Source organism: Nostoc sp. (assembly GCF_036919495.1).
Lineage (GTDB): Bacteria > Cyanobacteriota > Cyanobacteriia > Cyanobacteriales > Nostocaceae > Nostoc.
Window position 1 is genome coordinate 42,454 of record NZ_JBALBZ010000067.1, and the last position, 13,779, is coordinate 56,232.

The window sequence follows — 13,779 nt, forward strand, 5'->3', positions numbered from 1 at the left end:
GTTAGATATAACATAATACACTTGGGTTAAGGATTTTTGGTATTGATTTTAGGTATGTAGAGACGTTGATTTTCTTCGTCTCTACAAAAAATTTGGGGTTTAACTGAACTGTATTGACATATAATAATTTTAAAATGCGAGTAGGAGGACAATATATTGCGCCCCTACGAGTTTCTTTTATTTGGTTTGCAAATTCTCATTTATCGGATGGGTAATTCAATGATAAACTCCATGCCTTCACCTGGTTTGGAATCGTATGTGAGCTTGCCGTGATGATTATTCACGACAATTTGGTAAGCAATAGATAGACCAAGCCCTGTTCCTTTCCCGACAGGTTTTGTTGTGTAAAAAGCATCATATATTTTTGTGGCATCTGCTGTATTTATACCTGAACCATTATCGACAACTCTTAAAATAACTTGCTCTCCAATTGCCTCAGTTTTAATTTTAATAACTCCAGGATTTTGATAAACTGCCTCAATATCTTCATTCTTATATTTTTCTTCAATTGCATCGATCGCATTACAAATTAAATTCATAAAAACCTGATTAATTTCCCCAGGAAAACACTCAACAAGTGGCAAGCTTCCATACTCTTTGACTAATTTGATGCTTGGTTGATGAGCATTATATTTAAAGCGATGCCCTAGAATGAGTAATGTACTATCTAACCCTTCATGCAAGTTGGTTAGTTTTTTACCCCTTTCTCTGTGTCGTGAAAAGTTGTTTAGATATGACACAATTTCTGTAACACGATCTGTACCAATTTGCATGGATTGAATAATTTTAGATAAATCATTTAATAAAAAGTTGAGATCGCTTTTTTGAATTGCGGTTTTAATTTCTTCTGGTGGATCGGGCAGATATTTTTGATAGAGATAGAGTAAACTAACCACTTCCTGTACATACTGTTGAACAAAATTTAAGTTGCCAGCTATAAAATTGATGGGATTATTAACTTCATGAGCAATTCCTGCTGTCAGTTGACCTAAAGCTGCTACCTTTTCTGCTTGAATAAGTTGAGTTTGAGTCTGTTCTAATTCGGTGTTTTTAGCGATTAAGGTTTTCGTCAAATTTCTTAGCTTTAAATGATTTTCAATCCGTAGTAAGACTTCTTCATACTGAAAAGGTTTGGTAATGTAGTCTACGGCTCCCAATTGCAAACCTTTGATTTTATCAGCAGTTTCTGAGAGGGCTGTCATAAAAATGACCGGAATATCTTGGACACGAGGATTGCTTTTTAGCTGTTTACAGATTTCAAAACCATCTATACCGGGCATCATTACATCCAGCAAGATTAAATCAGGTAAATCATCATTTTCTAATCGTTGAAGGGCTTTCTCACCGCTCCGTGCTGCCCAAACTTCAAAACTAGACTGATCCAGAAAGCTGGATAAAACTTGTAAATTAGCAGGGTTATCGTCAACGACTAAAATAATTCCTTTAGAAAAAGTGTAATTGATAGAATTTTTTTGGTCTTCAATAGTAGTTTTCATACTGTTTCCATTGCATATTGAGTCAAGAAATTGAGGATTAAATCTTCATCAAATTGCCTTGCTAGCTGCCTTATTTCGTTAGCAAATGGCGCGAAGGTTATGTCTGTTTCCTCCAGTTGATCGGCCCACTTGAGAATGGCATTGAAGTTACCTTTACTGGCGAAGGTGACTAGTTCCTGCAACACTTGGGGAGAAGGAGAGGTTAATTGAGCAGATTGGCTATTTGCTGTTGCTTCTTTGGCTTTTTCTCCATCAGGCTGAGATTGCTTGTAAATCCATACCAAATTTAAGTATTTTTCTAGTTGATCCAATAATTCATCTACATGTATGGGTTTGCTTAAGAAGGCGTTACCTCCAGCTTGCAGACTACGATGTTTGTCGGCTTCAAAGACACTAGCGGAAGAAACGATAATCTTGACATTCTGAATTTCTGGAGTGTGACGTATGTGTTCAATTAACTCAAACCCATCCATTTCTGGCATCAGTAAATCTGTGATAATTAAGTCTGGCTTGAGGGCGATCGCTATTTCTAAACCTTCTTTACCATTGCTGGCTTCAACTACATTAAAACCCAGTGGTTGCAGTAAGTTTGTAATCACTGTACGATTCTCCCAGCGATCGTCAATCATCAAGATGGTGTAGGAGTTACCCTCAAAGCCAATGATTTGTTTCTCTGATGAAGCGATCGCAGATTGTACCCAGTCAGTTGCTTCGGAAATCTCCAATTCAAACCAGAAGCTACTCCCATGACCGATCTGACTCTTAACATGGATATCGCTACCCATCATCTGTACTAACTGTCGAGTTATAGCTAAACCCAGCCCTGTACCTTCAGCTTGGCGCTTTTTATCACCCACTTGTTCAAATGGCAAGAAAATTTTGCTCAATTCTGCGGGAGTTATACCAATTCCTGTATCTTCTACGGTGCAGCGAAGGCGATGTTTCTGGCGATCGCTGGAAGGTTGATTGATTACTTCAATATTAAAAGTAACCTGACCTTGATCTGTAAATTTGATGGCATTTCCCAACAGATTCAATAACACCTGACGTAATCTTTTGACATCAATATTAACTCCTGTAGGCAAGTTTATCGCGGGTTTATAGACAAATAAAATACCTTTTTGCTTTGCCCGAATCTGACAGATTTCGACAATTCCTTGGAGAAATGAGGGGAAATGCACATCATCTGGATGCAATTCTAGCTTTTTTGCTTCAATTTTGGAGAGATCCAAAATGTCATTAATTAATGTCAGCAAATGAGAGCCGCATTGTTCAATAATATTGACGTGATATTGCTCTTGATTAGGTAAAGCTGGGGAACGCAGCAAAATTTGGGCACAACCAAGAATGCCATTCAAGGGCGTTCGCAGTTCATGACTCATGTTGGCTAAAAATTCACTTTTAGCATGGTTAGCTGTATCAGCCGCAGTTTTAGATTTTTTCAGTTCAGCTTGTTCAAATGCTTGTACTTGCCACAAGACGGTAATCATGGTGACTGTCAATCCACCAACAATTAAGGCGATTAAATCGAGGAATTGCAATCGAGATTCGATATTTTCGCGGGGAATCACCAAAGCCACAGACCAATTAGCGGCTTGCAACGGCAGATAAGCTACATACTTTTTAGTGCCGTCAATTTCCATTAACTCAATTCCCTGTTGTTTGTTTACCATTTGCTGCGCGATCGCATTTAAATTGCGATCGCCAATTTTCAGCAGGCTGGGTGCAGGTTTTTCTACCGTTGACATTAACGCCGAGTTAGGATATACGATGGCTTGTCCTTGGGAATTGAGGGCAAAAGCATAGCTATTGGCACCGTAGTAGAGGGAGTTGACAACATCTGCAATGTGATCGACTTTCACATTGCCGTGGAAAGTCCCTATCGGTGAACTACTGATAGCGGAATTTGACCAAATTGGGGTAGATATCGCAATTAAAGAAATTCCTGTAGAACGGCTAATGAAGGGATCGGAAATGTTGGTATTTCCTGCAATTGCTTTTTTAAAGTAGTCTCGATCCCGAATATTTTTATTTGCTCGACCAACTTTTGTATTGGAATATGAACCATCAGGGGTAGCTATTTGGAACAAGAAAAATTCATGAATCCGCTTGACTTCTGCTTTTAAATAAGGTTCTGCCACATACCAGTTTAAGGAACGTACAGTTGAAGTATTTGCCAGGGTTTGTACCTCTACTTGGCGAACGTGTAACCACTGCTCAATTTCAGCACTCCCTCTCTGTACCTCTAAAAAAGCACTATGTCTCAAATCTTTGAGCATCATATTTCTAGCGGCTTGATAGCTAAAATAAGCAGAAATACTGACTATAAGGGTAGTGCCGCCAAGAATAAATCGAATTAATAAATTTCGTGAGGGATGATTTTCTCTGTTAGTTGCTGATAGGCTGGAGTTTGCTCGGATCAAGGGTTAGCTCCTTAATGGCATAGTTCGGCAAGAAGAAATTCTAGGTTATCTTTAGATTGCCCAAGAAACTACCGATGCTCACAGCTTTTGATAAAATAATTAATAAATTTATAGTAATGGCGTGTATTATAAGTTTTTATTTGACATTCTTTAAAATCAACTAAAATTCCAATTATTGGCTAGAAGAAGTGTTGTTAACAATTCGGAATTCCGAATTGTTAATGTACTAGTACCGCAAGACGGAAGTTAAAAGTCAAAAAGCTTTAATTTTGGGCTTTCTGACTGTAATGAAATCGTAGCTTTATTGACGCCGTGCTGTACTAGGGTGTCGTTTGCGGTGAATTAGTAGCATTAGGAAATGGGAGAACTGGCACAATTACAGGTTTAGGCTTTGATATTTCGCCTTGTAGTTGAATTTGGGCTTGATTGCGCCCGTCTATTGCTTGTTGGTAATTAGGCTTATATTTTATTGCTTGATCGTAAGACGCGATCGCATCTTTAAACTGTTTCAGATTTAATAGCGCATTACCTCTGCTATACCAGCTTTCAGAATGGTCTGGTTTATAACGAACTGCCTTATTATAAGATGCGATCGCATCTTCGTATTTTTGCAAAATGTATTGCGAATTACCCAAATTATACCAGAGTTGATAATCTTTTTGCTTAAGTGTTGCTGCTTTTTTATAAGCTTTTATTGCTTCTTCATAGCGTTGGCTTTGATGCAGCGACCAACCCAGATTATACCATGCTTGATAATTACTGGGATTATATTTTATGACTTGATTAAAAGATTCAATCGCGTCTGGATAACGTTGTAAATTGAGCAGTACATTACCTCTAGAAAACCAAGCTTGATAATAATTTGGCTTGTATTGTACAGCTTTATCATAAGCTGTAAATGCGTCTTTATAGCGTTGCAATTTAACTAAAGAATTTCCCCAATTATACCAGGCTTGCTCGTAATCTGGTTTTAAATCTACAACTTTTTGGTATGCTGCGATCGCTTCTTCATATCGGTTAGAATTTTGTAACGCTAATCCTTTTTTATACCAAGCTTCATAATTATCTGGTTTCAGTTCAATCGCTGTTTCATAAGCTTTAATTGCTTGATCGTATTGATTTAAGTTACTAAAAGCTTCACCCTTAGCATTCCAGACTTCCGAGCTTTTATTATTGAATTGTAAGGCTTTATCAAAAGAGGCGATCGCTTCTTGATATCGTTGTAAATTTCCTAATACAAAGCCTCGTCCACTCCAAGCTTCAAAATCATCTGGTTGAATTTGAATTGCTTTATCATACGCCGCTAGCGCATCTTTGTATTTTTTTAATTGAGACAGCGTTTTACCTTGACCATTCCAGGCTTGAGCATAATCTGGTCTAATATTAACGGCTTTTTCATATACTTCTAATGCATCTTGATAGCGTTGTAAATCAAAAAGGGTATTTCCTTGTTTGGATAATTCTATGGCGTTATTTGAATTAATATGATTTAAAATTAATATTGATGCTATTGTGCTAACCCCAATTAAAAATATTGCTAGTAAAATTTTACCCAAAATACCTTTTTTAGGTTGAGGTTTGTTTATATTTTTGGGCAAATAAATAGGAGTTAATGCAATTGTCTGGGCGGGTGGTTGTGTTAACTCTTTCAGCGCTTGTAATGCCACCGTTGCCGAAGCATAGCGTTGTCGAAAGTCGTAGCACACCATCTTATCTAAGAATTGAGCGAATTCTGGCGTTACCGTGGCTTGATTGTGCCAGATAATTTCATTAGTATCGGCATCTTTTACTATTTCCTCTGGTGACAATCCAGTGAGAGCTTGAATAGCTATTATTCCTGTAGCGTAGATATCACTGCTTAATTTTGGCGTACCATGAGCTTGTTCTCCAGGAATATATCCAGGCGTACCTATAGCAACAGTACCTTTAATTGAGCCTTCGGGAAGAATCACCTGGGTAGTAATTTGTTTAACTGCGCCAAAATCAATTAAGATTAATTTGCCATCTGGATGGCGTCTGAGGATATTTCGTGGATTCACATCACGGTGAATTACATTCTGTTGATGGACAAATTCTAAGATTGTCAAAAGTTCTTGTAAAAGTGAAATTACTTGCTCTTGACTCCAGGTTTTACCTGGGATTAATTCCAGACTCAAGTCATGCCCTTCGATCAATTCCTGTACAAGATAAAATTCGGCGTTCTCCTCAAAGTAAGCTAAAAGTTGGGGAATGCGATCGTGAGTTCCTAATTTATACAGAACTTGTGCTTCTGTATCAAATAAACGCCTAGCTGTCTCCAAGCTTACGGGATCATTTGCCTGGGGTTTAAGTTTCTTAACGACACATGGAGGTGAACCTGGTAATTGTGTATCACAAGCCACAAAAGTTTCACCAAAACCCCCACCTCCCAAGTTACTAATAATCTGGTATCTTCCTACAAGTGTGTTTCCCAGCATCTCGTTTGCCTACTTAAGTGCGATGCGATCTGATTTCAATCTTGCCATACGTTAAGGGGGATAGGGGGAGGCAGGGGAGGCAGGGGGCAGGGGGCAGGGGAGGCAGGGGGAGAATAACTAATGACTAATGACTAATTTATATGATTCCTATTAGTGATAATATTCGTTGTCGGAATAAACCGATTATTAATTACTGGCTGATTGGTATTAATGTTGCCGTATTTTTATGGGAGCTTCAACTAGAATTTAGTGGTGGATTAGGCGATTTTATTAATAGTTGGGGTGTGATTCCGGCCCAGATTAGTGGGGCAATTACAAATGCATTATTCTACAACTCTGCTGCTTGGATAATTGTAATTTGGCGGACATTTTCACTACTTGTTGCAATATTCCTACATGGCAGTTTTAGTCAAATATTGGGAAATCTGTTATTCTTATGGGTTTTTGGTAAGACTGTCGAGAATATTCTGGGGCATAGACGCTATCTAGGATTGTATCTGGCGGCTGGCGCGATCGCTTCTTGTGTGCAAATTCTAGCGGCACCGAGTTTGACAATACCACTGATTGGGGGCAATGGCGCGATCGCAGCTATTTTAGGAGCATATATTACAAAGTTTCCTAAAGCTAAAATAGACACAATTTTACCGCTAATAATCTTGTATATTCCTATTGAACTTCCAGCTTTTTTCTATCTCTTTTGGTGGTTTGTGCAACAATTATTTTATGGCATAGGCAGTTTAAATATTCCTCCTGTTGGCATAAACCAATCGGGTGTTGTCTTCTGGGGACAGGTTGTGGGATTATTGATTGGTGCAGGTTTTACGCGTTTGAAGAGATAATTTATTATTGGATGCAAAGTTTCTTGTTGTTAGACATCGCTCTTAATCTCACAAGATGTCTTTTGGCTAAAACCTTATGCGCCTTTTGACGGATTACATTTTTTAGCTTCAAAATCCATACTGTTAAAGCTAGGGGATGCCTACTCTTCAAATCGGTATTGTTTAGTTATAAGCGGTGTGCAAGATGCCAAATGTTGATAAAATGAACTTTCAAGTCACTGATGAATTAGTAGCTTTGCGGCAGCGTGTAGCTGAGTTAGAGCAATCAGAAACATTTTATCAGCAAAGGCAAGCAGCCCTTAAAGAGCAAGTAATTGAGCTAGAAAAAAAACTGGCGCTTGCACTAGAATATCCCCATATTCAAGCTGTTGAATATGATATCAAGCGGCATTTTGAACAGGGGACATCCACAGTCCAGAATATGCCAACAGATGTAGCAATCATTTTAGAGCAATTCCAACAACAAATTGCACAGCGACAGCAGGTAGAAGCCTCTTTGAGGGAAAGTGAAGAACGGCTGAGGTTAGCCCTAGAGGTTTCCGAGATGGGCTTGTGGGATTGGAATATTATTACCAATAAAGTCATCTGGTCTGAAAATTATGAATTGCTTTTTGGTGTGCTTCCAGGCAGTTTTGATAGCCCTTACGAAACGTTTCAGAAGTGCGTTTATCCTGAAGACAGGCAATCTGTAATGCAAGGGATCGCCCATGCTTTAGAACAAAAGTCTGATTACAACGATGAATTTCGCATAGTTCGAGCAGACCAAAGTGTACATTGGATTTCTGCTAAAGGAAAGTTTATCTACGACGATCGCGGACAAGCCGTGCGGATGATCGGCGTTTGTATGGAAAATACTGTCTGCAAGCAAGCAGTAGAAAGTACTCGTGAACTCACAACCCAAGTCCAAGAACAGGCAAATATTTTAAATGCCATCCTCACTGCCTCAGTCGATCATATTTATATCTTTGATGACAGAGGTTGCTATCAGTATGTCAGTCGAGATGCAGCTACTATACTAGGCTTCAAGCCCCAGGATCTTGTCGGAAAAACTTTGCAAGACCTGGATGTACCCGCAGACCTTATAGAACAGGTAGATAATCAACGAAAAGCTGTAATGAAAACTGGGCAGCCAATCAAGGATGAGTGTAAATATGTTACTTCTGATGAAGTGCATTATTATGAATACATTCTCACACCATTACGGAATTCTAACCAAAATATTGAAGGCGTAATTACAGTTTCTCGTGATATTACCGAACACAAACGGGCAGAAAAAACATTACGCGAAAGTGAAGCCAGATTTCGGCGTTTGTTTGAATCCAACCTAATGGGGATCGCTTTTTGGGATGTGGATGGCTTTATTCTTGATGCCAATGATGCCTTTCTCCAGCTAGCTGGCTACACTCGTGATGAATTTGCGACTTTGGGTAGAATTAATTGGAGAGAACTTACTCCTGTTGAATATAAAGATTTAGACGATCGCGCCCTTTTGGAAGTGGAAACCACTGGAGTTTCTAGAATTTATGAGAAAGAATATCTCCAGCGCGACGGGAAACGAGTCCCAATTGTTTTGGGGATGGCCTTGCTGAATGACTCCAAGGATAATGGTGTTGCTTTTGTACTAGATATTACTTATCGCAAATCAGTTGAGCAAGAATGCGATCGCCTCCTCGAACGAGAAATGAAAGCACGCAAAGAAGCAGAAATCGCCAACACACTCAAAGATGAATTTCTGGCGGTTCTCTCCCATGAACTGCGAACCCCACTTAACTCTGTTCTGGGGTGGTCAAAAATGTTGCGAACTCGTAATTTTGATGAAAAAACCACTAACCACGCCTTAGAAACCATTGAACGCAACGCCAAGTTACAAACTCAGCTAATTGAAGATTTATTGGATGTGTCTCGCATCCTCCAAGGAAAATTAAACTTGAATACCTGTCCAGTGAACTTGGTGATGGTGGTTGAAACAGCACTACAGACAGTAAAACTCGCAGCACAAGCTAAGTCAATTCAAATTCAAACGATATTTGATCCCATTTTGGGACAAGTGATGGGCGATCCAAATCGGCTTGTGCAAGTTGTATGGAATCTACTTTCCAATGCGGTAAAGTTTACACCAGCAGGCGGACGCCTAGAAATTCGACTGATGGAAGTTGGCAACCAAGCTCAAATTCAAGTCAGCGATACAGGTAAGGGAATTAGCTCAGAGTTTTTACCTTATGTGTTCGATTACTTTCGCCAAGCTGATAGCACAATTACGCGGGCCTTTGGTGGATTAGGTTTAGGATTAGCGATCGTGCGTAAGGTTGTAGAGATGCATGGGGGAAAAGTTCAAGCTGAAAGTTCTGGAGAAGGATTGGGTACTACTTTCACTGTTGAACTACCGCTTTTAGTTAGAAGTGAACAGGTGACGCGTGGAGATAATGAGTCTTTAGATTATGAAGTTGAATCCTCGCTTCTTTCTGATACTCAAGTTTTAGTGGTGGACGATGAACCAGATATCCGCGACTTAATTACCTTTATTTTGCAAGACTACGGTGTACAAGTAACTGCCGTATCTTCAGCACAGGAAGCATTAGAAGCGCTGTCTGAGTCGATACCACATGTTTTAATTAGCGATATTGGAATGCCAAAAAAAGACGGTTATATGCTGATGCGTGAAGTGCGATCGCGATCGCCTGAACAAGGAGGACGCGTACCAGCGATCGCTCTGACGGCTTATGCAGGCGAAATGAATCAGCAGCAAGCATTAGCAGCCGGATTTCAAATGCATATTTCTAAACCAGTAGATCCAGATGCATTGGTAAAGGCGATCGTTGATTTGATAAATTAGTCATTGGTCATTGGTCATTGGTTATTTGTCATTTGTCAGTGTGACAATTTAACTCTGACAAAAATGTGGGTAAAAGAGTTGAAACGTATGTGTACACACAAGTCTCTTGACCTGCACCTTTGATGTATTGACCTGCACCTTTGATGCATTGACCTGCACCTTTGATGCATTGACCTGCACCTTTAATGCATTGCCCTGCACCTTTGATGCATCGACCTGCACCTTTGATGCATTGCCCTGCACCCTTGATGCATTGCCCTGCACCTTTGATGCATCGACCTGCAAAAATTAACCCACCCTACGTTACACAACAACTTTATAGGACTTACGCAAGAGTTACGGAATAACGAACCACAGAGGCGCAGAGGGCACGGAGAAATAAGAGTTTGAGAGATATTTTGCGTAAGTCCTACTTTAAAAGATTTGTGTGTACACCATAGCTTTTTAAGGGGGGTTGGGGGGATCAAAAACTTGTGGGGCAATCTTAGAAGACTTGTGTGTACACCTTAGCCCGGCGGGAGCGGGGTGGGGCTTAGTGAAGTAATCTAAGCAGACATAATATAACACTACTAACGGTACTAGTTATCCCTTTGAGAATCGCTATAAGATGAGTAAAAAGGTCTTCTACGTTTAGATGGAAATGACTGAGCAACGTGATGCTGACTCACCGTCAACTGATTCTCAGCAATTGAGTGAACCGACTGATGGAGCAACTACCAAATCGGTCGATGATTCCTGGACAAACCGCATTACTGGTGTCTGGAACAAAGCAACAACACATCTAACGCAACTCCTACCCGTAGAACAAGTAGCACAGACAGTTGTTGAATGGTTTAGTGTGAGCGAAACTCAGGTTGCCGAGATTTTAGAGAAAATCCGAGCCGAACTGCCAACCACAGAAGCCCTCTTAATTGGTAAACCCCAAGCTGGAAAAAGTTCAATTGTCCGGGGATTGACGGGAGTTTCTGCCGAAATTGTCGGTCAGGGATTTCGTCCTCACACGCAACATACCCAGCGCTATGCCTATCCTTCCAATGACCTGCCGTTGCTGATTTTTACTGATACAGTCGGATTAGGTGATGTTAAACAAGATACTCAATTAATCATTCAGGAGTTAGTTGGCGATTTAAAAAAGGAAACTCGTTCCGCTAGAATCCTGCTTCTCACCGTCAAAATCAATGATTTTGCAACTGACACGCTACGACAAATTGCTAAACAGTTGCGCCATCAGTATCCAAATATTCCCTGTTTGCTGGTAGTTACTTGCTTGCACGAGGTTTATCCTGCCGATACCGTCGATCATCCTGCCTATCCACCAGATTATCAAGAAGTCAGCCGCGCATTTGCCGCAATGCAACAAGCCTTCGCAGGAATAACCGATCGCTCTGTACTCATTGACTTTACCCTAGAAGAAGATGGCTATAATCCGGTATTTTATGGCTTAGAAGCACTGCGAGATGCCTTAGCAGAACTACTCCCAGAAGCAGAAGCGCAGGCGATTTATCAACTATTAGATCAAGAAGAAGCAGGGAAGCAACTTGGTCATCTTTACCGAGATGCTGCACGCCGTTATATTTTGCCATTTTCGATTATGTCTGCCACTCTTGCGGCTGTACCTCTGCCATTTGCCACAATGCCAGTACTCACTGCCTTGCAAGTATCAATGGTGGGATTGTTAGGTAAATTATATGGGCAGACAGTTACTCCATCTCAAGCGGGAGGCGTTGTGAGTGCGATCGCAGGTGGTTTTTTAGCACAGGCAATTGCACGAGAATTAATTAAATTTATACCAGGTTTTGGCAGTGCGATCGCAGCCTCTTGGGCAGCCGCCTATACCTGGGCATTAGGGGAAGCAGCCTGCGTTTACTTTGGTGATTTAATGGGAGGTAAAAAACCCGATCCCCAAAAAATTCAGTTGGTGATGCAAGAAGCCTTTCAAGCCGCGCAAGAACGGTTTAAGGGAATTAAACATTAAGGGTAGTTGTTAGGGTTTTCAACAAGTAGACCTTCACTTGCTGCGGCTGCATTTAATTCGGAATCAGCAGATACAAATGTTACCAGAGGTAAACAACCCTCTAAAACTCTCATTCCTCCGTGACCTTTGCGTTCTCTGTGGTAGCCTGCGGCAAGCCGCGGACGCTCCCTTCTCTGCGAGACGCTACGCTAACGTCGCTACCGCTTCGCTAATGCGTCTACGTTTTCCGTTACCCGTGCGTAAGTCCTATAATTCTAACAAGCGGGATACATAGGATTAAGCTGTTGCGCCTTTAATTTGCACTAATATTTTTTCAAGATCGATTGTGGGGTGGGCATCCTGCCCGCCCTGATAATGCAAGTTATATACGTAACAGCTTACCTGTGGCATAGGCTTCTACTGTTTAGCTCGATTTGTATAGCCAGAACTCATAGGGTAGCACAGCTAGCTGTGTCACCAAAGCGTGGATTATTATTGTTTCTCCTACACTTTCTCCTTTGCTGCTGGCACAATCCCAAACTTATTTAAACCTGCATCGATTTCCTTAAGTAGTTTAAAATCCTCCTCTGGTAAGGGATAGCTACTACTGCTGAACAAACCCGCACTGACAGCAGGCTGCTTTTCTAAAAAAGAGAAAGCTTGGCGAAACTGGTAGGCTTGGGCTTTAATCGGTGAATCAAAGTGGCAGGGAATAATCCACTCGAAGTCCCAACTTGCAACTTTATCAGCCCAATCGATAGTTTCTTTCGGTGCGCGGTTGAGAATCAGCGTCTGTAAAATTGGCGCGACAAACAAACGCCCATCACCTCGCAGAGCATTAAACGATCGCTGCCAATCTGGATGCCATTTAAAGGGATACAATCCAAAATAAGCTTTCTTTGAGCGTTCTGGTGCTTTCAAGGCATCTTGCAACACCTGACTCCATTGGCGGATATTTAGTGCGTTTGGTTGAAAGTACAAAGCAAACAACGAGATGCGCCCCCATCCCTTACGGCGATTTGCCTGAATGTCTGCAACAATATCAGAAGCATGATCCTTGGCATGGAATAGTAAGGGATATGGATCTAAAAGTGCGATCGCAGGTGGATCTTCTGGGATAGAAAGCACAGAATCTGTTACTAAAAGAGTATGCGATCGCTTGTGGAAAAAAGCAACTTCTGCAAACCGACCAGGGCCAAGCTCGATGGGCCCCAGCATTGCATAATCAAACTCGTCAGCAAAGGGTGTTTTGCTATTATCTTCTGGGAGTACTTGAGTTCGTTTCGGCGGTAAACCAAGCCAGCTAAGGGGGAGATTTAGGGGGAAACTCCACTGATGAGGAGCTACAAAAACCTGTGCAGTCGGAAAGTATCTGGCGAAGGGGCCGACGAATACCTTATGTTCTATGCCGGAGATAGTTGGCAGGATAATGTACTTAACACTACCGTGTTCCGCCACCAACTGATTCACAAGCCGGATGCACTCTGGGGTTGGTGCAACAGGTGCATAGATGAGAAGACCCCCGGCTTCGAGCTTAACAACAGTCATGCGAATCGGCACAACAACGTAGAAAATTCCCTGAATCTGGTCAAAATTCCAGATTGTGTCTTTGACCACTTCTTTACGGATTGTCTGCCGCCTGCCATAAGGGTAGAGTGGCACAACAGGCCATAATCCCCATGAAAAGTCTTTTGGATCTATCTGTTGTGCATTGACTATGCGTTCATCATCAGCCACTCTGCAACCCCTCCAAATTCCCTGCTCAAATTTTTCTTATT

Annotated in this window: 8 protein-coding genes; 3 read left to right on the plus strand and 5 right to left on the minus strand. The window is 41.1% G+C overall.

All coding sequences use genetic code 11. The features are described from left to right. Nucleotides 1-200: 200 nt before the first annotated feature. The 3 genes from V7K25_RS08675 to V7K25_RS08685 form a co-directional block, all read right to left on the minus strand. Nucleotides 201-1,496 (minus strand): hybrid sensor histidine kinase/response regulator, encoded by a 1,296-nt coding sequence (locus V7K25_RS08675; protein ID WP_335156967.1) that lies wholly within the window; start codon nt 1,494-1,496, stop codon nt 201-203. Next, on the minus strand, nt 1,493-3,919 hold the full coding sequence (locus tag V7K25_RS08680) for an ATP-binding protein (protein ID WP_442948075.1): 2,427 nt from the start codon (nt 3,917-3,919) through the stop codon (nt 1,493-1,495). The genes V7K25_RS08675 and V7K25_RS08680 overlap by 4 nt, the downstream gene beginning before the upstream one ends. A gap of 320 nt (nt 3,920-4,239) precedes the next feature. Continuing rightward, nucleotides 4,240-6,375, minus strand: coding sequence for a tetratricopeptide repeat protein (locus tag V7K25_RS08685; RefSeq protein WP_335156969.1), 2,136 nt, complete (start codon nt 6,373-6,375; stop codon nt 4,240-4,242). Between the two features lie 140 nt (nt 6,376-6,515). Here V7K25_RS08685 and V7K25_RS08690 point away from each other — a divergent pair, with 140 nt between their 5' ends. Then, nucleotides 6,516-7,214 (plus strand): rhomboid family intramembrane serine protease, encoded by a 699-nt coding sequence (locus V7K25_RS08690; protein WP_335156971.1) that lies wholly within the window; start codon nt 6,516-6,518, stop codon nt 7,212-7,214. A 184-nt stretch (nt 7,215-7,398) separates the two neighbouring features. Beyond that, the gene (locus tag V7K25_RS08695; protein WP_335156973.1) at nt 7,399-10,047 is read left to right on the plus strand and encodes a PAS domain-containing hybrid sensor histidine kinase/response regulator; all 2,649 of its coding nucleotides are present in this window, start codon (nt 7,399-7,401) and stop codon (nt 10,045-10,047) included. Between the two features lie 48 nt (nt 10,048-10,095). Here V7K25_RS08695 and V7K25_RS08700 read toward each other — a convergent pair whose 3' ends face one another. Continuing rightward, the gene (locus V7K25_RS08700) at nt 10,096-10,332 is read right to left on the minus strand and encodes a hypothetical protein (RefSeq protein WP_335156975.1); all 237 of its coding nucleotides are present in this window, start codon (nt 10,330-10,332) and stop codon (nt 10,096-10,098) included. Between the two features lie 355 nt (nt 10,333-10,687). On the opposite strand from V7K25_RS08700, the gene V7K25_RS08705 reads away from it, so the two are divergent. Then, the gene (locus V7K25_RS08705) at nt 10,688-12,022 is read left to right on the plus strand and encodes a GTPase family protein (RefSeq protein WP_335156977.1); all 1,335 of its coding nucleotides are present in this window, start codon (nt 10,688-10,690) and stop codon (nt 12,020-12,022) included. 483 nt (nt 12,023-12,505) lie between these two features. On the opposite strand, the gene V7K25_RS08710 is transcribed toward V7K25_RS08705, so the two are convergent. Beyond that, nucleotides 12,506-13,738, minus strand: coding sequence for a DUF4336 domain-containing protein (locus V7K25_RS08710; RefSeq protein WP_335156979.1), 1,233 nt, complete (start codon nt 13,736-13,738; stop codon nt 12,506-12,508). Between the last annotated feature and the right edge of the window lie 41 nt (nt 13,739-13,779).

Bases quoted from the DNA above. Each gene is read 5' to 3' on its own strand.
- V7K25_RS08705 (WP_335156977.1), top strand. From the start codon at position 10,688: ATGACTGAGCAACGTGATGCTGACTCACCGTCAACTGATTCTCAGCAA.
- V7K25_RS08690 (WP_335156971.1), top strand. From the start codon at position 6,516: ATGATTCCTATTAGTGATAATATTCGTTGTCGGAATAAACCGATTATT.
- V7K25_RS08685 (WP_335156969.1), bottom strand. From the start codon at position 6,375: ATGCTGGGAAACACACTTGTAGGAAGATACCAGATTATTAGTAACTTG.
- V7K25_RS08675 (WP_335156967.1), bottom strand. From the start codon at position 1,496: ATGAAAACTACTATTGAAGACCAAAAAAATTCTATCAATTACACTTTT.
- V7K25_RS08695 (WP_335156973.1), top strand. From the start codon at position 7,399: ATGCCAAATGTTGATAAAATGAACTTTCAAGTCACTGATGAATTAGTA.